Origin of the sequence: Trinickia sp. EG282A (assembly GCF_040965455.1) — a bacterium.
Classification (GTDB): domain Bacteria; phylum Pseudomonadota; class Gammaproteobacteria; order Burkholderiales; family Burkholderiaceae; genus Trinickia; species Trinickia symbiotica.
The window spans coordinates 423,791-448,207 of the sequence record NZ_JBFRCC010000002.1; the positions used below are offsets into that span (position 1 = coordinate 423,791).

General features: G+C 64.6%; 22 protein-coding genes. 8 read left to right on the top strand and 14 right to left on the bottom strand.

Translation table 11 applies throughout. The features are described from left to right. Positions 1-31 precede the first annotated feature (31 nt). The 3 genes from mreD to AB4Y31_RS09845 form a co-directional block, all read right to left on the bottom strand. Positions 32-544, bottom strand: a complete 513-nt coding sequence (mreD, locus tag AB4Y31_RS09835) for a rod shape-determining protein MreD (protein ID WP_018441279.1) — start codon at positions 542-544, stop codon at positions 32-34. Next, positions 541-1,671 carry a rod shape-determining protein MreC gene (gene mreC, locus AB4Y31_RS09840; protein ID WP_368673767.1) on the bottom strand — a complete coding sequence of 377 codons (1,131 nt, stop codon included), beginning with the start codon at positions 1,669-1,671 and terminating at the stop codon, positions 541-543. Before mreC ends, mreD begins: the two co-directional genes overlap by 4 nt. Before the next feature lie 149 nt (positions 1,672-1,820). Beyond that, entirely contained in the window at positions 1,821-2,864 is a 1,044-nt protein-coding gene (locus AB4Y31_RS09845; protein WP_017772379.1) for a rod shape-determining protein, read from the bottom strand. 406 nt (positions 2,865-3,270) lie between these two features. Between AB4Y31_RS09845 and gatC the strand changes: the two genes are divergently transcribed. The 5 genes from gatC to AB4Y31_RS09870 all read left to right on the top strand — a co-directional run bounded on the left by gatC (position 3,271) and on the right by AB4Y31_RS09870 (position 8,352). Continuing rightward, positions 3,271-3,570 carry an Asp-tRNA(Asn)/Glu-tRNA(Gln) amidotransferase subunit GatC gene (gatC, locus tag AB4Y31_RS09850; RefSeq protein WP_368674472.1) on the top strand — a complete coding sequence of 100 codons (300 nt, stop codon included), beginning with the start codon at positions 3,271-3,273 and terminating at the stop codon, positions 3,568-3,570. Positions 3,571-3,604: 34 nt separating this feature from the next. Next, the gene (gatA, locus tag AB4Y31_RS09855; protein ID WP_368673768.1) at positions 3,605-5,098 is read left to right on the top strand and encodes an Asp-tRNA(Asn)/Glu-tRNA(Gln) amidotransferase subunit GatA; all 1,494 of its coding nucleotides are present in this window, start codon (positions 3,605-3,607) and stop codon (positions 5,096-5,098) included. 5 nt (positions 5,099-5,103) lie between these two features. Beyond that, on the top strand, positions 5,104-6,579 hold the full coding sequence (gene gatB / locus AB4Y31_RS09860) for an Asp-tRNA(Asn)/Glu-tRNA(Gln) amidotransferase subunit GatB (RefSeq protein ID WP_368673769.1): 1,476 nt from the start codon (positions 5,104-5,106) through the stop codon (positions 6,577-6,579). A 128-nt stretch (positions 6,580-6,707) separates the two neighbouring features. Next, positions 6,708-7,547, top strand: a complete 840-nt coding sequence (locus AB4Y31_RS09865) for a PPK2 family polyphosphate kinase (RefSeq protein WP_368673770.1) — start codon at positions 6,708-6,710, stop codon at positions 7,545-7,547. Positions 7,548-7,575: 28 nt separating this feature from the next. Further along, positions 7,576-8,352: an exodeoxyribonuclease III gene (locus tag AB4Y31_RS09870; protein ID WP_018441273.1), complete on the top strand. Its 777-nt coding sequence runs from the start codon at positions 7,576-7,578 to the stop codon at positions 8,350-8,352. A gap of 37 nt (positions 8,353-8,389) precedes the next feature. Here AB4Y31_RS09870 and AB4Y31_RS09875 read toward each other — a convergent pair whose 3' ends face one another. From AB4Y31_RS09875 to argB, 11 genes are all read right to left on the bottom strand, one after another. Beyond that, positions 8,390-9,295 (bottom strand): EamA family transporter, encoded by a 906-nt coding sequence (locus AB4Y31_RS09875; RefSeq protein WP_368673771.1) that lies wholly within the window; start codon positions 9,293-9,295, stop codon positions 8,390-8,392. 147 nt (positions 9,296-9,442) lie between these two features. Next, entirely contained in the window at positions 9,443-11,167 is a 1,725-nt protein-coding gene (locus tag AB4Y31_RS09880; protein WP_368673772.1) for a carboxylesterase/lipase family protein, read from the bottom strand. Positions 11,168-11,326: 159 nt separating this feature from the next. After that, positions 11,327-12,979, bottom strand: coding sequence for a carboxylesterase/lipase family protein (locus AB4Y31_RS09885; protein ID WP_368673773.1), 1,653 nt, complete (start codon positions 12,977-12,979; stop codon positions 11,327-11,329). A 95-nt stretch (positions 12,980-13,074) separates the two neighbouring features. Continuing rightward, on the bottom strand, positions 13,075-14,916 hold the full coding sequence (locus tag AB4Y31_RS09890; RefSeq protein ID WP_368673774.1) for a carboxylesterase/lipase family protein: 1,842 nt from the start codon (positions 14,914-14,916) through the stop codon (positions 13,075-13,077). A gap of 187 nt (positions 14,917-15,103) precedes the next feature. Continuing rightward, positions 15,104-16,117 (bottom strand): M48 family metallopeptidase, encoded by a 1,014-nt coding sequence (locus AB4Y31_RS09895; protein WP_368673775.1) that lies wholly within the window; start codon positions 16,115-16,117, stop codon positions 15,104-15,106. Next, the gene (locus tag AB4Y31_RS09900; protein WP_368674473.1) at positions 16,099-17,385 is read right to left on the bottom strand and encodes an AmpG family muropeptide MFS transporter; all 1,287 of its coding nucleotides are present in this window, start codon (positions 17,383-17,385) and stop codon (positions 16,099-16,101) included. Before AB4Y31_RS09900 ends, AB4Y31_RS09895 begins: the two co-directional genes overlap by 19 nt. A 71-nt stretch (positions 17,386-17,456) precedes the next feature. After that, positions 17,457-18,065 (bottom strand): methionine biosynthesis protein MetW, encoded by a 609-nt coding sequence (gene metW, locus AB4Y31_RS09905; protein ID WP_368673776.1) that lies wholly within the window; start codon positions 18,063-18,065, stop codon positions 17,457-17,459. Continuing rightward, positions 18,062-19,216, bottom strand: a complete 1,155-nt coding sequence (locus tag AB4Y31_RS09910; RefSeq protein ID WP_368673777.1) for a homoserine O-acetyltransferase — start codon at positions 19,214-19,216, stop codon at positions 18,062-18,064. The genes metW and AB4Y31_RS09910 overlap by 4 nt, the downstream gene beginning before the upstream one ends. 220 nt (positions 19,217-19,436) lie before the next feature. Then, complete coding sequence (gene slmA, locus AB4Y31_RS09915; protein WP_368673778.1) at positions 19,437-20,132, bottom strand: nucleoid occlusion factor SlmA; 696 nt, start codon at positions 20,130-20,132, stop codon at positions 19,437-19,439. Positions 20,133-20,241: 109 nt separating this feature from the next. Then, positions 20,242-20,982 carry a pyrimidine 5'-nucleotidase gene (locus tag AB4Y31_RS09920; protein WP_018441263.1) on the bottom strand — a complete coding sequence of 247 codons (741 nt, stop codon included), beginning with the start codon at positions 20,980-20,982 and terminating at the stop codon, positions 20,242-20,244. Between the two features lie 106 nt (positions 20,983-21,088). Continuing rightward, positions 21,089-21,988, bottom strand: coding sequence for an acetylglutamate kinase (gene argB / locus AB4Y31_RS09925; protein ID WP_026229775.1), 900 nt, complete (start codon positions 21,986-21,988; stop codon positions 21,089-21,091). 235 nt (positions 21,989-22,223) lie between these two features. Here argB and AB4Y31_RS09930 point away from each other — a divergent pair, with 235 nt between their 5' ends. Genes AB4Y31_RS09930 through AB4Y31_RS09940 form a run of 3 tightly spaced genes read left to right on the top strand, consistent with a single transcriptional unit; the run spans position 22,224 to position 24,339 of the window. Further along, positions 22,224-22,520 (top strand): cysteine-rich CWC family protein, encoded by a 297-nt coding sequence (locus AB4Y31_RS09930; protein ID WP_368673779.1) that lies wholly within the window; start codon positions 22,224-22,226, stop codon positions 22,518-22,520. A gap of 8 nt (positions 22,521-22,528) precedes the next feature. Continuing rightward, positions 22,529-23,800 (top strand): ATP-binding protein, encoded by a 1,272-nt coding sequence (locus AB4Y31_RS09935; protein WP_368673780.1) that lies wholly within the window; start codon positions 22,529-22,531, stop codon positions 23,798-23,800. Further along, positions 23,797-24,339: a response regulator transcription factor gene (locus AB4Y31_RS09940; RefSeq protein ID WP_368673781.1), complete on the top strand. Its 543-nt coding sequence runs from the start codon at positions 23,797-23,799 to the stop codon at positions 24,337-24,339. Before AB4Y31_RS09935 ends, AB4Y31_RS09940 begins: the two co-directional genes overlap by 4 nt. Positions 24,340-24,417 lie beyond the last annotated feature (78 nt).

A 24,417-nucleotide genomic window follows, 5' to 3' on the forward strand; every position in this document is an offset into this window, starting at 1 on the left:
TCTCGCGCTCTCGCGTCTTCGCGGCGCTTGATTAGATGGGACGCGTGTCGTCCGGATCGGCCGGGCGGCGCTGCGGAATCAAGAGCAGCGTGCAGGCGAGCGGCCAGAGCGCGGCTTCGACGAAACCGTGGATCAGGTAACCCCAGCCCGGAAACGCGGCGCCGGTCAGCAGGCGAGTGACGAACGGGACGAGCTGAGCGGTGACGAGCAGCGGCGCGACGGCGAAGACCTGCAAGCCGCGCGGCATCCAGAGCACGCGCCGGTGAATCGTGATCGCGCCGTACGAGAGCAGCGTGTAGGCGAGCGCGTGCTCGCCGAGCAGGCTTGCGTCGTGCACGTCCATCAGGAGGCCGAGCAGGAACGCGATGCCCATGCCGACTTTGCGCGGCTGATGGACGTTCCAGAACAGCAGGACGAGCGCGACGAAGTCGGGCACGCCGATGAGCCGGCCCCATGGCATCAGATTCAGCAGGAACGCGGCCGCGAGACTGAACGCGATGAAATACGGATTGACCGGCAGCAGGATGTATTGCGGACGATTCATCGCGCGGCTCCCGATGCCGCATGACCTGCGGCCGGCGCTTGTGGGTTCTTCGTGCCGGCAGCCGGTTTGTCCGCGGGCGTCGCGGCGTGCCCGGCCGCTTTGCCGGTCGCAGAGCTCGCTTGCGAGTCGGACGTCGCCTTGTCGACGGGCTTCCCGACTGTCTGTGAGGCGGCCTTGTCGGTCTTGCCGCCCTGCGCGGCCTTGTCGTTTTTGTCGGCCATCTTTGCCGCTTTCTTGCCTTTCGCGTCCTTCTGCGCGGCCGGCGCCGGCAACGGCTCGGGGCGCGGCGGTATGCCACTCCTGTAGCTGATCACGAGCACGTCGCGCGCGCCGCGCACGGCGGCGACAGGCACGCAAACGACGCGTGCGAACGCCGTATCGGCGAGCTTGTCGACACGCACGACTTTCGCGACGGGCAGTCCGGGCGGATAAATGCCGTCGAGGCCGCTCGTCACGAGCTCGTCGCCGACGACGATGTCGGCGCTGATCGGCACGAAGCGCAATTCGAGCGCATTGCCGGCGGGTGTGCCGTAGACGACGCCGCGCAGCCCGGTGCGCACGATCTGCACGGGCACGGCCTGATCCTTATCCGTGAGCAGCGTGACCTCCGACTGCATCGGGAAGACGCGCGTGACCTGCCCGATCATGCCGTCCTCGGTGACGACGGGCGAACCTTCCTCGACGCTTTGCTGTGAGCCGCGCCCGATGACGACCTTCTGCGTGAACGGGTCGCGCATGTCGTACTGGATCTCGGCCGGGGTCGTCTGCACGCCCGTTTGTTCGCGAAGCGCGAGCAACGCCCGCAGGTGCGCGTTTTCGGCGGCGAGCGACGCGGTTCGATTCGCCTGGACGGACAGCCGGAGATTGTCCGAGGTCAGCTTCGCGTTGTCGCGGCGCAATGTCGCCGTGGAGACGACGAAGCTCGTCGCGCCGACGATCATGTCACGCGGAACGAGCGCCGCTCGTTGCAACGGGTAGAGTCCGATGTCGAGTACGGCGCGCACCATCTCGAGCGTCCTGAAGCGCGCGTCGGAGACGAGCAGCGCGAGGGCCAGGGCAACGAAGAAAATGAGCCGCGCAAGCGCGGACGGGCCTTGCTTGAATAGCGGCGGCGGACTGTATTCCATGGTCGACGCCGGGGGCGTGATCGTGAGCGGGCGACGCGTTCCTCAGCGCATCGGCTGCGCCGGGGATGTCGTGCCTGCGGCGCCCGGAACGGAGCACCCTTTCGGGGGCTCCCTGAGGCAGTCCGCTTGGGAGGCGCCCGCGAATGCCATCACTCGTACGAGAAGATGCTGCCGAGCTTGTCCATCCGCTCGAGCGCCATGCCCGAGCCGCGCACGACGCAGGTGAGCGGATCTTCGGCGACGAGCACGGGCAGGCCCGTTTCTTCGGCGAGCAGCCGGTCGAGATCGCGCAGCAGCGCGCCGCCGCCCGTCAGCATCATGCCGCGCTCGGCGATGTCGGCGCCGAGCTCGGGCGGGGTCTGCTCGAGCGCGATCTTGACCGAGGAGACGATCTGGTTGAGCGGATCGGTCAGCGCTTCGAGAATCTCGTTGCTCGAGATCGTGAAGCTGCGGGGGATGCCTTCCGAGAGGTTGCGCCCCTTCACTTCCATTTCCTTCACTTCGGAGCCCGGGAACGCTGAGCCGATTTCCTTCTTGATCGCTTCGGCCGTCTGCTCACCGATCAGCATGCCGTAGTTGCGGCGGATGTAGTTGACGATCGCCTCGTCGAACTTGTCGCCGCCGACGCGCACCGAGCCCTTGTAGACGATGCCGCCGAGTGAGATCACGCCGACTTCCGTGGTGCCGCCGCCGATATCGACGACCATCGAGCCCGTCGCTTCGGAGACCGGGAGCCCGGCGCCGATCGCCGCGGCCATCGGCTCCTCGATCAGGTAGACCTGCGAGGCGCCGGCGCCATGCGCGGCTTCCTTGATCGCGCGGCGCTCGACCTGAGTGGAGCCGCAGGGCACGCAGATGATGATGCGCGGCGAAGGCGAGAACATCCGCGATTCGTGCGCCGTCTTGATGAACTGCTTGATCATCTGCTCGGTGACGGTGAAATCGGCGATCACGCCGTCTTTCATGGGGCGGATCGCTTCGATGTTGCCGGGCACCTTGCCGAGCATCTGCTTTGCTTCGCGGCCGACCGCCTGGATCGTTTTCTTGCCGTTGGGACCGCCTTCCTGGCGGATCGACACGACGGACGGTTCATCGAGGACGATGCCCTTGCCGCGCATGTAGATGAGGGTGTTGGCGGTGCCGAGGTCGATCGCCAGATCGTTCGAGAAGTAGCTGCGCAAAAAGCCGAACATGAAATTCCTGTCTCGCCGGAGAGCCGTGCTTCGCCACGAGGCGCCGCCACGGCAGCGGAAATTAAAATAAAAGCTTCGGGATCGGGCGAAAGCGGCCGCATGAGAACATGGAGGGCGCCGCCACCGCGAGCGCGAAGCTGCGATGATGAATTCGACCGGGGGCCGCCCTAAACGAGACGGCGGGCGAGGCGGCGGCTTCGAAGAGCGCCGAGTGGCCTGGGCCCGGGGCGGTCCGGGTTTGATTCGAACGCGTAATGATACCTTATAATTTCGACCTCTTTGTAGTGAAGAGACGGTCCTTTTTGCCGCTATTCGGCCCATGGTCGGAGGGCCTGATCCGATGTCCCGACCCTTTGGCGCAGCAGGCTTTTTGCGTTGCGCCGCGCCCTATTTTTCCGGTGAGAGCATGGCCTTGACCTTGACCGATGTGAAACGCATCGCCCACCTCGCGCGGCTCGAGCTCGCGGACGCCGACGCCGAGCATACGCTCGTCCAGCTCAACGAGTTCTTTGGGCTCGTCGAGCAGATGCAGGCGGTCGACACGACCGGCATCGCTCCGCTCGCCCATCCGATCGAGCAGATCGAGGACGTCGCGCTGCGCTTGCGTGACGACGCCGTCACCGAGACCGTCGATCGCGACGACAATCAGCAGAGCGCGCCGGCTGTGCAGGACGGCCTTTACCTCGTGCCGAAGGTAATCGAGTAGAAAGCCTTCACGACAGGACAGGAACGAATTCGAGATGCATGACAAAAGTTTGACCGAGCTGGCGCGCGCGCTGGCCACCAAAGAGATCTCCGCCGTCGAGCTCGCGCAGCACTACCTTGCGCGAATCGAGGCCGCGCGCGAGCTCAACGCGTTCATCGAAGTCGAGCCGGAGCGCACGCTCGAAGCCGCGCGTGCGGCCGATGCGCGGATCGCGGCCGGCAACGCCGGGCCGCTGACGGGTGTACCCGTCGCGCACAAGGACGTGTTCGTCACGCGCGGCTGGCATTCGACCGCGGGCTCCAAGATGTTGGCCGGCTACGAGAGCCCGTTCGACGCGACCGTCGTCGAGCGTCTCGCGCGTGCCGGCATGGTGACGCTCGGCAAGACGAACATGGACGAGTTCGCGATGGGCTCGTCGAACGAGAATTCGGCGTTCGGGCCCGTGCGCAACCCTTGGGACACGCGAGCGGTGCCGGGCGGCTCCTCGGGCGGCTCGGCCGCGGCCGTGGCCGCGCGTCTCGCGCCCGCGGCGACCGCCACCGATACGGGCGGCTCGATTCGCCAGCCCGCGTCGTTCTCTGGCGTGACGGGGATCAAGCCGACTTACGGGCGCGTCTCCCGTTACGGGATGATCGCGTTCGCCTCGTCGCTCGACCAGGGCGGCCCCATGGCGGGAAGCGCGGCCGATTGCGCGCTTTTGCTGAACGCGATGGCCGGTTTCGATGAGCGCGATTCGACGAGCTTGCAGCGCCCCGACGAAGACTTCGCGCGTCATCTCGGCAAGACGTGGGCGGACGACGCAGCGGCGGGCAAGCCGCTCGCCGGCTTGCGCATCGGTCTGCCGAACGAGTATTTCGGCGCGGGCCTGGCCGGCGACGTGCGCGCGGCCATCGACGCGGCGCTCGCGCAGTACGAAGCGCTTGGCGCGACGCTCGTGCCTGTCTCGCTGCCGAAGACGGAGCTCTCGATCCCCGTCTATTACGTGATCGCGCCGGCGGAAGCCTCGTCGAATCTCTCGCGGTTCGACGGCGTGCGTTACGGCCATCGCGCCGCCGAGTACCGCGACCTGCTCGACATGTACAAGAAGTCGCGCGCCGAAGGGTTCGGGCCCGAAGTGAAGCGCCGAATTCTCGTCGGCACATACGTGCTTTCGCACGGCTATTACGACGCCTATTACCTGCAGGCGCAAAAGATTCGCCGCATCATCGCGCACGATTTCCAGGAGGCGTTCAAGGTCTGCGACGTCATCATGGGCCCCGTGGCGCCGACGGTCGCCTGGGATATCGGCGCGAAGGGCGACGATCCCGTGCAAATGTATCTCGCCGACATTTATACCCTCTCGGTGAGCCTTGCCGGCCTGCCCGGCATGAGCGTGCCGTGCGGCTTCGGCGGCACGGGCGGCGATGCGAAGCGGCCCGTCGGTCTGCAAATCATCGGCAACTATTTCAGCGAGGCGCGGATGCTGCAAGTCGCGGATGCGTTCCAGCGCGTCACGACCTGGCATACGCAGTCCCCCGCAGGAGCTTGAACCCTATGTCGCAATGGGAAGTCGTAATCGGTCTCGAGACGCACGCGCAACTGTCGACGGACTCGAAAATTTTCTCGGGCGCGTCGACGCGCTTCGGCGCCGAGCCGAACACGCAGGCATGCGCCGTCGATCTCGCGCTGCCGGGTGTATTGCCCGTGCTGAATCGCGGTGCCGTCGAGCGTGCGATCCGCCTCGGCCTCGCGATCGGCGCGAGGGTCGCGCCGCGCAGCATCTTCGCGCGCAAGAATTATTTCTACCCCGATTTGCCGAAGGGCTATCAGATCAGCCAGTACGAAATACCCGTCGTCCAAGGCGGTAGCGTCACGATCCAGGTCCCCGCCAACGAAAAGGCGGGCACGCAAGCGTACGAAAAGACGATCCATCTCACGCGCGCGCATCTCGAAGAGGATGCAGGCAAGTCGTTGCACGAGGACTTCGCGGGCATGAGCGGCATCGACCTGAACCGTGCGGGCACGCCGCTGCTCGAGATCGTCACCGAGCCCGACATGCGCAGCGCGGCCGAGGCCGTTGCGTACGCGAAGGCCCTGCATGCGCTCGTCGTTTGGCTCGGCATCTGTGACGGCAACATGCAGGAAGGGTCTTTTCGCTGCGACGCGAACGTGTCGGTGCGTCCGGTCGGCCAGAAGGAGTTCGGCACGCGCGCGGAGATCAAGAACCTGAATTCGTTCCGCTTCCTCGAGGAGGCGATTCAGTACGAAGTGCGCCGCCAGATCGAGCTGATCGAGGACGGCGGCACCGTCGTGCAGGAAACGCGCCTTTACGATCCTGACAAGCGCGAGACGCGCTCGATGCGCAGTAAGGAAGATGCGCACGATTACCGCTATTTCCCCGATCCCGACCTGATGCCGCTCGTCATCGATGCGGGCTGGATCGAGCGCGTGCAGGGAGAAATGCCGGAACTGCCGGCGGCAATGCAGCAGCGCTTCGTCGAGCAATACGGCGTGACGGCCTATGACGCGTCGGTGCTCACATCGAGCAAGGCAATGGCAGGCTACTTCGAGGCGGTCGTCGCAAAGACGGGCGCGGCTCAAGCAAAGATGGCGGCGAACTGGCTGATGGGCGAAGTATCGTCGCAGCTCAATCGCGACGGTCTCGACATCGAGCAAAGCCCCGTTTCGGCCGCGCAACTGGCGCTGGTCTTGCAACGGATTGCCGACGGAACGATCTCGAACAAGATCGCAAAGGAAGTATTCCTCGCGATGTGGGAAGAGAAGGCGACGGACGAAGGCGCGGCCGACCGCATCATCGAGGCGAAGGGCCTGAAGCAGATCTCGGATACGGGCGCGCTCGAGGCGATCATCGACGAGGTGCTCGCCGCGAACCCGAAGTCGGTCGACGAATATCGTGCCGGCAAGGAGAAGGCATTCAACGCGCTCATTGGCCAGGCGATGAAGGCGACCAAAGGCAAGGCCAATCCGCAGCAGGTGGGCGAGCTCTTGAAGAAGAAGCTGTCGTCCTGAACAAGGCGGTCGTGACGCCACGGCATGTTCACCCTCGATTGCGGGCTTGCGAACGTGCGTTGCCGGCCGCAGCGCAGGAGGGCGGGCCGCTGCGAGTGAACAAGCCCTGGACGAAAGGACAGCACCGCATGATGAAACAGGCGCATCTCGACGATTTCCGCATTCCGTTCTTTGAAAACGGCAAGAAGGCTCACGCGTTTGCGCTCGACGATTTCGATACCCGCTCGAAGCCTTTTTCGGCGGGCTCGAAGTCGGCCGATCGCGAGCGCCTCGCCGAGTTGGCCGTGCGGCTCGACGAGCTGCAGGAGCGCTTGCATGCGCAGCGCCGCGAGCGCGTGCTGCTGATCCTGCAGGGGATGGATACGAGCGGCAAGGACGGCACGATCCGCGCCGTCTTCCATGAAACCGATCCGCTCGGACTGCGGATTACGTCCTTTCGCGCACCGACGCTCGACGAGGCCGCGCACGACTTTCTTTGGCGCGTCCATCGCTATGCGCCCGCGGCCGGCGAGCTCGCGATCTTCAATCGCAGTCACTACGAGGATGTGCTCGTGCCGCGCGTGCTGGGCCAGCTTACGGATGCCGAGCTTGCATGCCGCTATCAGCATATTCGGCATTTCGAGGCGTTGCTTGCCGATTCAGGCACGGCGATCGTCAAATGTTTTCTGCATATATCGAAGGACGAGCAGCGCCGGCGCTTGCAGGCGCGCATCGATGATTCCACCAAGCACTGGAAGTTCGACCTCTCGGACCTGGAAGCGAGGCAGCATTGGGACGCCTATCAAGCGGCCTATCGCGACGCGCTCGCGGCGACATCGACCGAGCGTGCGCCCTGGTACATCGTGCCGGCCGACTCGAAGTCGTATCGGAATGTGATGGTCGCAACGCTGCTCTTGCGCTTGCTCGAAGGCCTTAAGCTCGAATACCCGCCGGCGAAGGAATCGCTGAAGGGCGTCACGGTTGCTTGAACGAACGAAAAGGAACGGGAAAAATACCATGCTGCGAGTCATCACCGCCAATTTGAACGGTATTCGCTCCGCCGCGAAGAAAGGCTTTTTCGAATGGTTCGGACAACAAAACGCCGATATCGTCTGCGTGCAGGAAGTGAAGTGCTCGCAAGACGACATGACGCCAGAGTTCCTGGCTCCGCACGGCTTCACCGGCTATTTTCAGCATGCGGTCAAGAAGGGCTACAGCGGCGCGGGGCTTTACACGCGTCACAAGCCTGACGACGTCATCATCGGCTTCGGCAGCGAGGAGTTCGATCCGGAGGGGCGGTACGTCGAGGCGCGTTTCGGGAAGCTCTCGATCGTATCGGTCTATGTTCCGTCAGGATCGAGCGGCGAAGATCGGCAGCAGGCCAAGTACCGTTTCATGGACGAGTTCATGCCGCATCTCGCGGCGCTCAAGAAGGAGCGCGAGGTCGTTCTCTGCGGGGACGTGAATATCGTCCACAAGGAAATCGACATCAAGAACTGGAAGAGCAATCAGAAGAATTCGGGCTGCCTCCCCGAGGAGCGCGCATGGCTGACGAAGCTATTCGACGACGTCGGTTACGTCGACGTCTTCCGCACGCTCGATCCGCGACCCGAGCAGTACACGTGGTGGAGCAATCGCGGGCAGGCCTATGCGAAGAACGTCGGGTGGCGGATCGACTATCAGATCGCGACGCCTGAAATCGCGGGCAAGGCGAAGGGCACCTCTATCTTTCGCGACATTAAGTTTAGCGACCACGCGCCGTTGACAGTCGATTACGAGCACGAAGTGAAGTAAAAACGAGCGGGGCTCCCGCTCGATTGCGGCATCCAGGCTAGCGATTCCGTTCTGTCGATGTCCGTTCCCGCGGACGGAAAGCGCCGACGATGCGCTCACCGAGTACACTCGCGGCGAGGCCTGCCATGACGAGCGCCGCACCGGCCATTTGAGCCGCCGACAACGCTTCGCCTAGCAGCAGCGATGCCGAGGCAAGGCCGACGATCGGCACGAGCAGCGAGAATGGAGCGACTTCGCCGACCGGATGGCGCGAAAGCAGGCGGCTCCACAGTCCATAGCCGAGCAACGTGGCCACGAACGCAAGATAAGCAACGGCGAAGATCGACGACGGCCCGATGCCGGATAGCGCCGCGACGATGCGCTCGCGGCCTTCGAACAGGTAGGAGAGCGCGAGAAACGGTAGCGGCGGGATGAGGCTCGCCCACACGATAAAGCCGACCAGATCGACTTTGCCGATCTTCTTCGCGACGATATTGCCGAGCCCCCACGATGCCGCCGCGCAAAGTGTCAGGACGAAACCGGCCGCTGTCATCGCCTGGCCGCCTTGCAACGCAATGACCGCCAGACCGGCGGCTGCGACGAAAAGGCCCACGATGTTTTGCGCACGCATCCGCTCGTGGAGGAGCCACCGTGCGAATAACAATGTGAAAAAGGCCTGAGCCTGCAGCACCAGCGACGCGAGCCCTGCCGGCATGCCGACGTTCATTGCTGAAAAAAGGAACGCGAACTGCCCGAACGAGATCGTGAGCCCGTAAGCGAAGAGCCAACGCCATGCCACTTTCGGCCGCTTGACGAAAAATACGGCCGGAACGGCCGCCACGGCGAAACGCAAGGCGCCGAGCAGCATCGGCGGCACACCGTGCAGACCGACCTTGATCACGACAAAGTTCACGCCCCACACCACCACGACGACGAGTGCAAGCAGCAAATCCTTCGGCGACATTGTGCGGCCCCTTCATCGGCTGAATGGGAGAGTGTAGCCTGTCGCCCAGATTCTCGAATGGCCCGATGACGGTTTGCTGCTGGCTTTCCGCTGACGGCCGCTCTGGGATTCGAATTCGAGCGACCGCCGCGGCGACGAGGCTTGTTATCAGTCGGCGTTCAAAGGCGATTCGCGGCTTTCTATGAACTGCTGCAGGAAGGCATGCCGCGGTGCGTCGCGGTTCCACGACGTGTAAGGGGTCGTCGTGATCACTTGCTGGGCAAGCCCGCCTTGCTCCTCCTTGACGGCGGGCCAATTGGGCGGCGTAAGAAGGTTTGGTTTGCGCGTCAATCCCAGCGCGGAAAAATACATGAGCGGATTTTCTGCATGGCGAGGGTTCGGGTTGCCCGTTCGCACAAATTGGGCGATATACGTCGAGAAGACCTGCGACACCTTGTAGTCTTCGGGCCGCCATGCATATCTCGGCCGCTTGTCGAGGTTGCCGAGCGCATATTCGATCTCCGCGCTGTGTACGGCACCGATGGCCGGTTGCGGCCCGTGTTGTTGTTCTGGACCGACCTCGACTTCGGGCGGACGAATATGCGCGTAATGGTAGAAGTAGACGGGTGCGCGACCGGTGCGCCGGTGCAAGTCCATCCACCGCCATGTGCTGTGACCCACGAATAAGTCGGACGCGAGTGCGGTGCCCGAGCGCATCACTTCGTCATCGTCTTTGCCGGGATAGAACGCCAAGGCTTCGTTGGCTTCATCACGGAATAGCTCGCCGATGGAAGCACGCCAGTTCTCGGGCGTTGGCGTCGCGCCGCCCAGCACCTGGTCGAAGTGGCCCTCTTGCGAATTCGCGCCGAGCAACAGGGGCACCGGCGCCTGCCTGCCGCTCGCGAAGATCGATTCTGGGGACTCGGGGAGAAAATGGCCGTCGACATGAGGCCAGAATCGGTAGGTTGGCTTGGCGGTCTCGGCTGTGGCGTCCAGCAATGTACTCGCAGGCAACGCGCGTAGTTGGTTCAACGAAGTGGCGCCGACGCGCTCTGCAAGATAGCCGGCCGCACGTTCGGCTTCTTCGCGAGACCACGGTCTGAGCGGCGCGAACGCGGCGCCGCTTTCGCCGATCGCGCGAGCAAAGAGCCCCCGCGATAGAGGCGAGGCCATGTGCGCGCTGACCGAGATTGAGCCCGCTGAGTTGCCCGCTATCGTCACCTGCTCAGGATCGCCTCCGAACTGAGCGATGTTGTCCCGCACCCAGCGCAATGCGGCGACCTGGTCCAGCAGCCCATAGTTGCCGGCCGTGCCGTGCGGCGACTCGCGAGCCGCTTCGGGGGGCGCGAGAAATCCAAACACGCCCAGCCGATAGTTGACGGTCACCACGACGAGCCTGCGCGCCGCGAAATTTTCGCCGTCGTAGCGGCCTTCGGAGCCGTCGCCGCCGATGAAACCACCGCCATGAAAGTAGACGAGGACGGGGCGCTTGCCGTCTTTTGTATCCTGCCCGGGCGCCGGCGCCCACACATTGAGATAAAGACAGTCCTCGCTCATCACCTTCGAGCGGAACACGGGCCTAAACGGCGACGACTGCATGCAGCGAGGACCGAACTCGCGCGCGTCCCGAACGCCGGCCCACCGAGCGACAGGCTGCGGCTCGCGCCAGCGAAGTTCGCCGATGGGCGGCGCGGCATACGGAATGCCGCGAAACACATGCAAATCGGTATTGCCGACGCGGATACGCTCGCCCTGGACAACGCCTTCGTTCAACCGGACCTCGGCTGACGGAGACGTGGGGAGCGCGCCCGCCGCGTTGGGCAGCGTGCAAATCAGCGATAGGGCGGCTGCAGCGGCCGTACGGCGCACAACTCGACTGACGATGAATCTCATCTTTTTGCCTCCTTGGTGATGGGGCGCCATGTTCGCGACAATGGCACTTCGTGGGAGGCTGTCATCGTCTTACCGATCGATTTCGAGATCGTCTCTTTATTAAGAATCAGACCAATTTACGGATCGCGTCGTTCAGGACACGAGCGTTTGCGTCGCACTTCAACGGGCGAGCGCGCCGGCCTTTCTGAATCTGTAGCTGGCTTCCAAGAGAGCATGCCGGGCGTCGACATCTTGAGCGGCCCTTTGCTTATCGGCGCCAATCGCATGCCGCAAACTGCCCTCGCGAGTGTCCTGTACGGCGGGCCACGTTGGCAGTCCGGCGCGATTTGGATTGCCGTCTTTGATGAATTGTTCGACATGGCCCGAGAAGACGCGCGAAATCTCGCGGTCATCGGCGCTCCAAGAATACGAGGGGCGACTGTCGAGGTTGTCGAGTGCGAAAAGAGCCTCCTTCGCATTCCAGGGGCGGACTACAGGATCCGGGAAGTCTTCTTCGTTCGGGGCGATAGGGTGCCGATGGGTATAGCCATAAAAGTAGATTCGAGCGAGACTCGTCTGCCGATGCCTGGTCATCCAGCGCCGCGCCGAATGGCCCACCCACTCATCGCCGGCCAAGGCGGAAGCGGATCGCTTGATCTCTTCTTCGCTTTGGCCCGGATAGAGCGCATGCGCCTCACCGGATCGATCGCCGAAGCGTTCCTCGAGCACATGCTGCCAGTTTTGTGGCGTTGGCGCGGCGCCTTCGAGCGCCATATCATGGTGGCCGACGTATAAATCGGAGCCGACGAGGAGCGGCACGTGGGCCTGCGAGCCGCTGGCAAAGATGCCGCCCGGCGCTTTGGGCAAGAACCGGCCGTCGACGGACGGCCAGAATGCGATTGCGGGGTGCCCCGTCAACCCCGTGACGGCAAGAATCGAATCGGCCGGGGCAACTCGCAGCGATTCGACCGACGTTCTTCCCGACGTCCACGAAAATACGGTCGACAAGGCTCGGGCTAGGTCACGTGGAAGCGCGAGTTGAGGCCTGAACGCGCCGCCACTGAAGCCGACGGCACGGGCGAAAAGGCCGCGGGACAACGGTGAGGCCATATGGGTGCTCACGGAAAACGCGCCGGCCGAATCGCCGGCGATCGTCACCTGCGCGGGATCCCCGCCAAATGCGGCGATGTTATCCCGGACCCATTCGAGAGCCGCGTGCTGATCGAGCAGGCCGTAATTCCCGGCCGTGCCATGGGGAGATTCACTTTCGAGTTCCGGCAGAGCGAGGAAGCCGAATGCGCCTAGGCGGTAATTGAGGGTGACCGTGACGATGCCGCGTGCGGCGAGGTTGCCGCCATCGTAGCGCGGCTCCGAGCCGTCTCCGACGTCGAAGTTGCCGCCGTGGAAGTAAACGAGCACGGGCAGCTTTTCTGCCTGACCGGATGCCGGCGTCCAGACGTTGAGGTAAAGGCAGTCCTCGCTCATCTGAGCAGAACGGAACGTGATCTCGTAGGGTGGCGCCTGCATGCAGCGCGGCCCGAATTCGATGGCGCGGCGCACGCCGGCCCATCGCTCGACCGGCTTCGGTTCGCGCCAGCGCAACGTGCCGATCGGGGGAGCCGCATAGGGAATCCCGAGAAACACGCGCAGGTCCGTCTCGCCGACACGCATTCGCTTGCCTTCGATCGTTCCATTGACGAGTGGTACTTCAAGCGATGGCTGTGCGTTCATCGCGCTCGCAGCGCAGGGAACCATCAAAAGAAACGATACGGTCACTGCGGCTGCGACTATTGCAGCGAAGCGCCCTGCGGCGCGCCCCAGGGCGAGTTTCATTGAGTGCCTCTTGCTATTGAGTCGTGCTTCTCGAAGAGAGGCGCGCATTCCGGATCGAACCGAGCGGCGAGGCGGAATGCGCGCGACGGCAAGCCTTACTGCTCGGCTGATGCTGCCGGGCTGCTAGACGGGGAAAGGCTCGTCAATGCTTGAGGACCGCTCCCGCCGCGGCTTTCAAGCAGCCGCTGAACCAGGCCTTGGCGCGGCCCTTCGCGGTCCCACGCCAAGTGCGTGTTTTCACCGATCACTTGGCGCAGAATGCCCCTGTTGTCGGCGCGCACGGCCGGCCAGACAGGGATGTTCATGCCGGCTTGACGGCTCGCAGACGCCTGCTCTGCCCCACTTGTGACGGGGGCGGGTGCATCAGCTTCGGCGGCTACCTGCACCAACTCGATTGCCGTGTCGCTGCCGGATCCGGCGGACGCTGTTCCGTTGGGATTGCCGGTCTTCACGAACTGCTCGACGTAGCCGGAGAAAATGCGCGAGACGTCGTAGTCCACCGCGGTCCATGCGTATCGCCGCTGCTTCTGCAGGTTGCCGAGCGCGTACTCCACCTCTGCGCTGTGTGCCGCCCCGAGGGTGGGCTGCGGCGTTTTATGCTGCTCTTTCGCCGAATCCGTCGCAGGCGGCCGCGGTTGCGTGTATCGGTAATAGTAGACGGGCGCGTGTCCGCCTTGCAGGTGCGACTGCATCCAGCGCCAGGCGCTGTTGCCGACGAAAAGATCTCCAGCAAGCGCCGTGGCGGCGTGCATCACCTCGTTGTTGTCATTGCCGGGGTAATGCGCGAGCACTTCCTGCGCATGACCCGGGAACATCGTGGTGACCGTTTGGCGCCAGTTTTCCGGCGTAGGTGCGGCATCGCCAAGGAGCGTAGTGAAGTGGGCTTCCTGCGAATTGGAGCCGAGCATCAGCGGGACCGATGCCTGCTGACCCGCGCTATAGATCGATTCAGGCGACTCGGTCACGAAATGTCCGTCGACAGTCGGCCAGAAAATGGCGGCCGTCGACTTCGTCTTCGTGGCGGCGAGCACCTTGTCGGCCGGCACTGCGCGCAGTTGCTGCAGCGATGTACCGCCGAGCATCGCCGCGAATTGCGTGGCCGCATGCTCGGCCTCATCGCGCTTCTTGAACCCGACCGACCCGAACGCCGCGCCGCTCTCGCCGATCGCGCGCGCGAAGAGCCCGCGCGATACCGGTGAGGTCATGTGGGCGCTGACCGAAACAGAACCGGCAGAATTGCCGGCGATCGTTACCTGATCCGGGTCGCCTCCGAACTTCGTGATGTTGTTGCGGACCCAGCGCAGCGCGGCGGCCTGATCGAGCAGCCCGTAATTTCCCGTTGCCCCGTGCGACGACTCGCTTGCCGCTTCGGGCAGCGCGAGGAAGCCGAATGCGCCGAGACGATAGTTGACCGTCACGACGACAATGCCGCGCGAGGCAAGCTCCGCCCCATCATAGCGGGCCTCCGAGCCATCTCCGGCTGCGAAGCCGCCGCCATGAAAATAGACGAGCACGGGCCGCTTGTTGTTTTCGCCGATGTCCGGCGTCCAGACATTCAGATACAGGCAATCCTCGCTCATGCCAGTGGCGCGCGTGTCGCGCTTCGACGATTTGAGCTGCATGCAACTGGGACCGAACTGTCGGGCGGGGCGGACGCCGGCCCACCGTGCAACGGGTTGCGGCTCGCGCCAGCGGAATTCGCCGACGGGCGGTGCGGCGTAAGGAATCCCGCGGAACACCTTCACGGTGGGCGCTCGCATGCTGCGGCCGAACGCGGGCACGCGCATACCTTCCACGATGCCGTCGGAAAGCAGCACCGAGGGCGGCGTCGGCGCGGCCGCAGCCGCTTGCGCGGCGCATGGCAGCAGGCACGACAGCGCGAGGGCCGCGGCGGCCGCTGCTCGAGATGGTTCGGGCTTGCGTAATGTGATTCTCATTTTTTTGCCTCCATAGTTCGCTCACGCCGGCACCGAGATGGCGCCTGCCTCGCGTGAGGCCCTCAATCATCTTTGGGGGCGATTTTGAGAGAGCCCATTGTTTGAAAATCGGACGAAATAACCCCCCGCGCCTCGTTGCGTCGAGGAGGTTCAAAAAGAAAGCGAGAGAGAAATGGCGGGAGGGGACCTACCGATGGCGCGTGACGGTGCCGAGCATTCCCCGCATCCCGGGATAGTCCGGCAGCTGATTGACCGATACGCCGCGCGCTTTGGCGTAAAGCGCGAGCATGTCCGGCAGCCGTTTGATGATATCGAGCCGCCGGGCTACGGTATAAGGGTGCGCGCGAATGAAGCCGTCCTTGTCGCGCCGCGTGGCATCGGCGAGCTTGTCCCAGGCCGGCACGGCGGCACGAGGATCGAACCCGGCGCGGGCGGCGATATCCGCGCCGATGACGTCGGCTTCGGTTTCGTCGGTCGCGTCGTATTTCGTCGAGGCGGCAGGCGGACCGAAGGTCGCTCCCGTCGCCGGGGTGCCGTCGAGACCGGTTACCCCGAAAAGCGGCGGAATCGGGTTCGCGCCCAAGGTGATCGACGGCGGTTGACCGCCGAGCCGCTCGCGCACCTGCTCACGCAGTGCGTGCGCGATCTCATGCCCGATGAGCAGGCCGAGCTCGTCGTCGCGCAAGCGAATCCGATCGAGCAGCCCGGAATAGACGAGAATCTTGCCCCCGGCCAAGCAAGACATGCCGATCTGAGGCGAACGGACGACGTTGACTTCCCAATGCCAGTCCTTGATGCGGTCGCTCCATTTTTCGGCAAGCGGGGCAAGCCTCATTGCGATGGCGCGGACCCGGTCGACTCGGGCATCGCTCGCCGGAAGCAACCGCCCCGACTCGCGCGCGCGCTCGACGAGCGCCGCGTATTCCACTGCCGACTGCGCCTCGAGAATCGGCGGCGGCACGAGGTTGCGGAACATGGCGTCGTTGCCGAAGTGGATGTCGGTGCCGGGCGTATAGGCCGGGTCTTTCGCGGCCGAGCCCGCGGTCGCGCTCGGATTGGCCGCATGTGTGCCTCCCGGCAATCCGACAAGGCCCAGCAAAATAGCGAATGCTGACAGCAGCACGCGCGCCGACGCGAAGCAGCGCCGATCGAGCGAACGATTGTACGGACGGCCCTGAGCCGTTATGTGCGGACCCGCCATGGTGCGATCTTCGGCAACAGCAGCATGCCGGGTGCGGCCAGCACGGCGCAAACCAGAAAATAGTCGAACCAGCCGATGCGGGCGACGATGAAGCCGCTCGCGGCCGACGCCAATGTGCGCGGCACCGAGGCGAGGCTCGTGAATAGCGCGAACTGCGTCGCCGTGTAGCGCGGATCGGTGGTGCTCGCGATGTATGCGGTGAAAGCGGCGAGCGTGAGCCCCGTCGAAAACGTTTCAAAACCGTAGATGAGTGCCAGCGCCGCGGGCGAGGGGCCGATCTTCGCGAGCCAGGCGAAGCCGAGCGTCGAGACGATCTGCACCGCGCCGAAGATCCACAGCCCGCGCGCGATGCCGATCTTGACGAGCCACGCGCCGCCGATTATGCCGCCGGCGAGACTGGCCCAGAACGCCGTCGTCTTGGCGATCACGCCGATCTGCGTCTTTTCGAAGCCGAGATCGAGGAAGAACGACGTCGAAAGCGTCGTCGCCATCGTGTCGCCGAGCTTGTAGAGGAAGATGAACGCAAGGACGACGAGCGCCGCCACCCAACCGTCGCGTGCGACGAATTCCGAAAGCGGCAAAACGATCGCCTCGCGCAGGTTTTTTGGCGGTGCGCCATGCACTTCGGGCTCGCGCACGACGAGCGTCATCGCCATGCCGGGCAGCATGAACGCGGCCGTCGCGGCGAAGACGGTGGTCCAGGGCAGATGGTCGGATAGAATCAGCGACAACGAGCCCGGAATCAGCGCGGCAACTTTGTACGCGTTCACGTGCACCGCATTGCCGAGCCCCTGCTCCGTATCGGCGAGCAGCTCACGCCTGTAGGCGTCGATGACGATGTCCTGGCTCGCGCCGAAGAACGCGACGAGCGCGGTCAGCGCGGCGACGGTCCAGATCGCGTCGCGCGGCGACACGAAGCCGAGCGAGGCGATCGCGCAGGCGACGAGGATCTGCGTGGCCAGCATCCAGCCACGCCTGCGGCCTGGGCGCCAGCCGGGCAGGCGCGGCACGTAGCGGTCCATCAGCGGCGCCCAGATGAACTTCCAGGTGTACGGAAATTGAATCAGCGCGAAAAGACCGATTTCCTTGAGATTGACGCCTTCCGAGCGCAGCCAGGCCTGCACGAGATAAACGAGCGTGAAGAGCGGCAATCCAGACGTGAAGCCGAGGAAGACGCAAATCAGGATGCGCCGGTTGAGGAACGCCCGCCAGCCGGGATGGTCCTCGTGGGCGGCGAGCGCGCGCGCCTCGTGCGGCGGATTGGGAATATCGCGTTTGATAGTCGGCCTCGTCGGTTTCGCGCGCAACGCCCAAAAGCCCGGGCGATGGCCCCGGGGGCTCAGCGGCGCTTCACGCGGTAGACCGCAAGACTACCACGCCAGTTCTCGCCCCATCGCACCGTGCGGCCGTCGTGCAGGACGACGCGATCGAGGATTTCGATGCCGACCTCGGGCGCGAGCGCCTCGAAGTCTTCGATAGTCAGCACGCGCACGTTCGGCGTGTTGTGCCACTGATACGGCAGCGACTTCGAAACGGGCATGCGCCCTTTCACGACCGACAGCCGATGCGGCCAGTAGCCGAAGTTAGGGAACGAGACGATGCATTGCTTGCCGACGCGCACCGTCTCGCGCAGGATCGCGGCCGTCTGATGGATCGTTTGCAGTGTCTGGGAGAGGATTGCGAAATCGAAGCTGTCGTCCTCGAAGAGACGCAAGCCGTCTTCGAGGTTTTGCTGGATGACGTTGACACCGTGCTTGACGCAGGCCAGCACGCCGGCATCGTTGATCTCGATGCCGTAGCCTCGCACCTCGAGCTCCTCGCCGAGCAGGGCGAGCAGTGCGCCGTCGCCGCAGCCAAGGTCGAGGACGGTCGAGCGCGGCTCGACCCAGCGCGCGATCGCGCGAAAATCGGCTCGCGTCGCGAGCGAATCGATGACGGCCTGGTTCACGCTCCGACCTCCTCGGCAATGCGTTCGTAATAGGCGCGCACGGCATTGTGATAGCGCGCGTCGTCGAGCAGGAAGGCGTCGTGGCCGTGCGGCGCATCGATTTCCGCGTACGTAACGTGCCGCTTATTGTCGAGCAGCGCCTTCACGATCTCGCGCGAGCGCGCGGGTGCGAAGCGCCAGTCCGTCGCGAAGCTGATGACGAGATACCGCGCGCTCGTCCGCGCGAGCGCGGCGGTCAGGTCGCCGCCGAAGGCCTTGGCCGGATCGAAGTAGTCGAGCGCGCGGGTGAGCAGCAAGTAAGTGTTCGCATCGAAGTAGTCGGCGAATTTTTCGCCCTGGTACCGCAGATACGACTCGACCTCGAACTCGACGTCGAAGCTGAAGTTGTAGGCCTCCGCGGCGCCGACCGAGCCGTTCTCGCGGCGCAACGCGCGGCCGAACTTCGTCGCCATGTCGTCGTCGGACAGATAGGTGATATGTCCGATCATCCGCGCGACGCGCAGGCCGCGCTTCGGTTTCACGCCATGCGCGTAATAGTCGCCGCCATGAAAGTCGGGATCGGAGAGAATCGCCGAGCGCGCCACTTCGTTGAACGCGATGTTCTGCGCGGAAAGCTTCGGCGTCGATGCGATATCGATACAGTGCGCGACGCGCTCGGGATACATCATGCTCCAGGCGAGCGCCTGCATGCCGCCCAGGCTGCCGCCCATCACGGCGGCGAAACGCTCGATGCCGAACGCGTCGGCCACGCGCGCTTGCGCATGGACCCAGTCTTCGACGGTGACGACGGGAAAGCTCGCGCCAAACGGGCGCCCCGTGGCGGGATCGATGCTCATCGGGCCCGTCGAGCCGAAGCACGAGCCCAGATTGTTGACGCCGATCACGAAGAAGCGGTTGGTATCGAGCGGCTTGCCAGGGCCGACCATGTTGTCCCACCAGCCGACGTTCTTAGGCTCGCCGGCGTACGTGCCGGCGACATGATGGGAGGCGTTGAGCGCATGGCAGACGAGCACCGCGTTCGAGCGCGCGGCGTTGAGCGTGCCATACGTTTCGACCATCAGCTCGTAGCCCGCGAGCGCGCTGCCGTTTTGCAGCGCGAGCGGCTGGCTGAACCGCATCCGTTGTGGGGCGACGATCCCGACTGATTCCATTCACTCCGCCTTCTGATTGAGCGGCTAAATGGTGTCGGCGGTGCGCGGGCGGGCGGTTGCGCGGCTGACGACCTCTTTAGCCGCATTTATACCGAACCTCAGGACACCAGGGTTCACGCGCCCGCAATCGAGTCGACAAATCGGCGCGTCACTTCACTTGCCCAGGACGCTCCCAGGCGAGTCGCAAAGCATAGCGGAAAATGTCATTAGGCGCTATCAGCTATTGCAGAATGAGCCGAAGTTGCGCGTCGGCATGCTCGGCGGGCGCGCGCGTGAACCCGCTCTTCGCGTAGCGGTGCCAGCGGCCGAGCACATAGCTGACGACCAGGCTCGCGCGCACGGCGGGATCGTAGTCGGCCGGCAGCGGCACGCTTGGCGTCCCGTCGGCGCCGGGCGCGGTGCCCGCAGCTTGATTGGCCTCCATCAGCGCCAGCCGCAGACATTGTTTCACCGAGGCCTCGACGCGCTCGAGCATTTGGTTGATGCGCCCGGCGAGGCGCTCGTGCTCGCCGACGAGCGCCTCGCCCGTCAACACGCGCGTCATGCCGGGGTTCTTGGCGGCGAAGTTGAGCAGCATCAGGCCGATCGCGCGCGCCTGCAGGACGCCGTTCGGCTCCTTGGCGACAATCTGGTTGATGAGCGCGAAGAGCGTTCCTTCGATGAATTCGATGAGCGCTTCGAACATTTGCGCTTTGCTCGCGAATTGCCGGTAAAGCGCCGCCTCCGAGACGCCGAGCCGACCCGCGAGCGCGGCCGTCGTGATTTTTTCGCCTTTGGGGGCTTCGAGCATCGCCGCGAGCGTCTGAAGGATGTGCACGCGCCGCTCGCCCGGCTTCATGCGCGGTGCCCGGGCCGGGCCCGAGGGGTCCGGCTCGCCGTCTACGATCGCTGCTGACTGCCGCTCGGTCGATTGCATCTGCGCCCCCGACAACGTTGTCTTCCGTTTTGGAACGTGCGTCCGTGACCGCGGCGGCGTGCCGCTCGCAGGGACCGCGTTTGCCAGGTGTCCCGACTCGGGAAACCTGTTAGAGCTTTTGCTTTTGCAGCGATTTTAGCGAACGAACGCGGCGATCGACATAATGCGGTCGGCCCGTGCCGGGCAGGCGCGGGCTCGACCCATCGCGCTTCGGCGCGGCGACGAGGTGACCGACGACCCAGACTGTGCGGATGCCGAGACGCCGATAGCGTTTCAGGTGGCCGCGCGTGTCTTCGACGAGAACGGCGTCGGCCATTCTCGCACGGGCCTCGCGCAGCACGCCGCGCAACATCGCGAGATCGGGCTTGGCGCGCCAGACGCCACCCTGCTGCATATGCTCGATGGCGACGACGCGCTCGAAGAGCCGCTCGATCCCGAGCCCAGCCAGCACGGCCCGCGCGTAAGCTTCGGGCGCATTGGTGAGAATGAACTTGCGGCCCGGCAGCGCGGCGATGAGGCGCGCGAGGCCGCGTTCGGCGCGCAGCATGTCGCTCAAGTCCGGCAGCGTGTGAACGACCCGCAGGAAATCGTGAGGATCGATCGGATGATGGCGCGCCAGCCCCGTCAGCGTCGCACCATAGCGGCGGACGTAGCCGAGTCGCAAACGGTCGGCCTCGGCGCGCTCGACGCCCAGCGCATCGACGATGTACTGCGTCATCGCCTCATTGATCGCCGGAAAGATCGCGAACGACGCGCGATGCAGCGTGTTGTCGAGGTCGAAGAGCCAGACGGGGCGCGAGGCGTTCGAGGTGCGGCGCAGTCGGCGGCGCCGGGTCAGCAGGCTGGGCATGGTTGCGGACGGAGCTGCGGCGGCCGGCGGCTCGCGTCCCCAAGGGGATTACCTTCGGGGCACCGGCGCAGCCGCCTCCTGCCTTGGGAGCGCGTTCAGGGAGCGCTCAATGAGAGCGGATCATCGTGCCGAACGGCTGCTCGGTCAGGATTTCGAGCAGCACCGAGTGCTCGATCCGACCGTCGATGATGTGGACCGAGCGCACGCCGCTCTTCGCCGCGTCGAGCGCGGAGGCGATCTTCGGCAGCATGCCGCCCGAGATGGTGCCGTCTTCGAAGAGCGCGTCGATCTCGCGCGCCGAGAGATCCGTCAGCAGGTTGCCCGATTTGTCCATCACGCCGGGGATGTTCGTCATCATGACGAGCTTCTCGGCGTTGAGGACGACGGCGAGCTTGCCGGCGACGAGGTCCGCGTTGATGTTGTACGAGAGGCCGTCCTCGCCGAAGCCGATCGGAGAAATCACGGGGATGAAGGCGTCATCCTGCAGCGCGCGCACGACGGCCGGGTTGATCGACTCGACCTCGCCGACCTGGCCGATGTCAACGTATTGGCCGGGATTCTCGCGGTCCGGCATCATCAGCTTGCGCGCGTGAATGAGGCCGCCGTCCTTGCCGGTCAGGCCCACGGCATGACCGCCGAAATGGTTGATGAGCGTGACGATGTCCTGCTGCACTTCCCCGCCGAGCACCCACTCGACGACTTCCATCGTCTCTTCGTCGGTGACGCGCATGCCTTGCACGAACGTGCCCTGCTTGCCGATCTTCTTGAGGGCCTGGTCGATCTGCGGGCCGCCGCCATGCACGATGACCGGATTGATCCCGACCAGCTTGAGCAGGATCACGTCGCGCGCGAAGCCTTGCTTGAGCCGCTCCTCGATCATCGCGTTGCCGCCGTATTTGATGACGACGGTCTTGCCGTGGTATTGACGGATATAGGGCAGGGCCTCGGCCAGTATTTCGGCTTTCAGAGCGGGCGGAATCTGGGAGAGGTCGATGGGCTCGGACATGGCGGCAAGCTCGGCGGGCAAACGGGTTGAAACGGTAGGAACGGTCGAAAACGCGCGGAACCGGGGCGAAAACAGGCCGAATTGTACAGGACTGATTGTGGACGGGCGGCTTGCTCCGCGGTTTTTAGTCGCAGGCGCAACGGTTACACGCGGCTCGGCGGCGGGGCGCGCATGCGGCGTGCCTCGAACGCTGGCATCATGCACTTATATTGTCATTTTCCCGCGGCGAACCGTCATGTGTCCCCCGAACCGATCCGCGGCCTCGCCGGCCTCCGCCGCACCGGCACGTTGTCCGCGTTGCGGCGAGGCGTTCGATTGCGGGCGCGAGAGCGGGTCCTCCGACTGCTGGTGCGCCTCGATGCCGAAGCTGCCTGCCGGGCGTCTCGTCCCCGGCGCGCCGTGCTTGTGTCCGCAATGCCTCGCCACGGAACTCGCGGCCTCGGCCGGCGAGTCTTCAGGGCATTCGGCGGCCGGGACTCTCGATTCGTCGTTTTCGCCCTCTTCGCCCTCTTCGTCGTCTAAGTCACACTGATCGTTCCGATGCAGCGTATCACCAACACCGGTCGCGTCAATCTGGGCCATCTGTTCTGGCTGCGCAGCCTCGCCATCATCGGCCAGCTGACGACGATCGCCGTCGTCCAGCAGTTCTTCGGCGTGCATCTGCCTTTGCCGGCCATGCTGATGATCATCGCGCTGGAAGTCATGTTCAACGCGCTGACCTGGATGCGCGTGAAGAGCGCGCGGCCGGAGACGAACCTGGAGTTGCTGGGGCAGCTCTGGGTCGACCTCGGCGCGCTGTCCGGGTTGCTGTTTTTGTCGGGCGGCACGACGAACCCGTTCGTCTCGCTCTACCTGCCGTCGCTTGCGATCGCGGCCGCCGTGCTGCCGTGGACCCACATGATCTGGCTCGCGATCTTCGCGATGTGCTGCTACGTGGCGCTCGGCTTCGACTCGGTGCCGCTCAATATGGATAACCCGGCGAACCTTTTCGACTATTACCGCGCCGGCATGTGGGTCAACTTCATGGTGAGCGTGGGCCTCATCGCCTGGTTCGTTGCGCGCATGTCGAATGCGCTGCGCCAGCGCGATGCGGCGCTCGGCGACGCGCAGCAGCGTTTGCTGCGCGACGAGCGGGCGGTGGCGCTCGGCGTGCAGGCCGCGACCGTCGCGCACGAGATGGGCACGCCGCTGTCGACGATTTCCATGATCACAGAAGAACTCCGCGACGCGGCAAGCACGGACAAGGGTCTTGCGCCTTACGCGGCCGATCTCGAAGTGCTCGAGAAGCAGATGACGCTTTGCACGTCGGCGCTGGCGCGGCTGAGAAGCCGCGCGTCGGTATCCTCGCATCGCGAGGAGCTCGGCGAATGGCTCGCCGGCTTCAGCGAGCAATGGCGGCTGCGGCATCCGCATGTGAAATTCGAGCGGCTTGCCGCGCCTTCAGGCGACGCCTGGGTGGAAGACACGACGGCCGTCGGTCAGATTCTGACAATTCTGCTCGACAATGCGGCGCGTGTGAGCCGAGATAGCGTGACGCTGCGGGCGACGGTCGACGGCGGTTCGATCGAATTCGAAGTACGCGACAGCGGGCCCGGCATTTCGCCCGCATTACGCGCGCAACTCGGCGCGGCGCCCGTCGACAGTACGCAAGGCGGCCACGGCGTGGGCTTGTATCTGGCATTCTCGGCCGCGGCGCGACTCAACGGCTCGCTCGAGCTCGTCGAAGGCGAGCCGCGCGGCACGCGCGCTGTGCTGCGCGTGCCGGCCGCCTCGTCGGCTTCAATTTCGGATTCGAAGGAGAGTACAACATGAGCGATACGAACTTCCTCGTGATCGACGATGACGAAGTGTTCGCGGGCGTTCTCGCACGCGGACTCACGCGCCGGGGCTACGCGGTCTTTCAGGCGCACGACGCGAAGGAGGCCATCAAGCTCGCGAACGAGCATCAGTTCGAGCTCATGACGGTCGATTTGCATCTCGGCGGGGATTCCGGGTTGAATCTCGTTGCCCCGTTGCGCGATCTGCAGCCCGATGCGCGCATGCTCGTGCTGACCGGGTACGCGAGCATCGCGACGGCGGTGCAGGCCGTGAAGGATGGGGCCGATAACTATTTGGCGAAGCCGGCGAACGTCGAGTCGATTTTGAATGCGCTGAAGGTCGAGGCGAGTGTGGAGCAGGCAGAAGCCGCGCTCGAGAATCCGTCACTACTATCGGTGGCGCGGCTCGAATGGGAGCACATTCAGCGGGCGCTGGCTGAGAATGGGGGGAATATCTCGGCGACAGCGCGCGCGCTCAACATGCATCGTCGGACGTTGCAGAGGAAGCTGGCTAAGCGGCCGGTGAAGCAGTAGGCCTGCGGCGGCACATAACAGGACGCGCGAACGAAAAGAGAAGGCGGCTCGCGCAGACCGCCCCCTCTGCGGAACGTG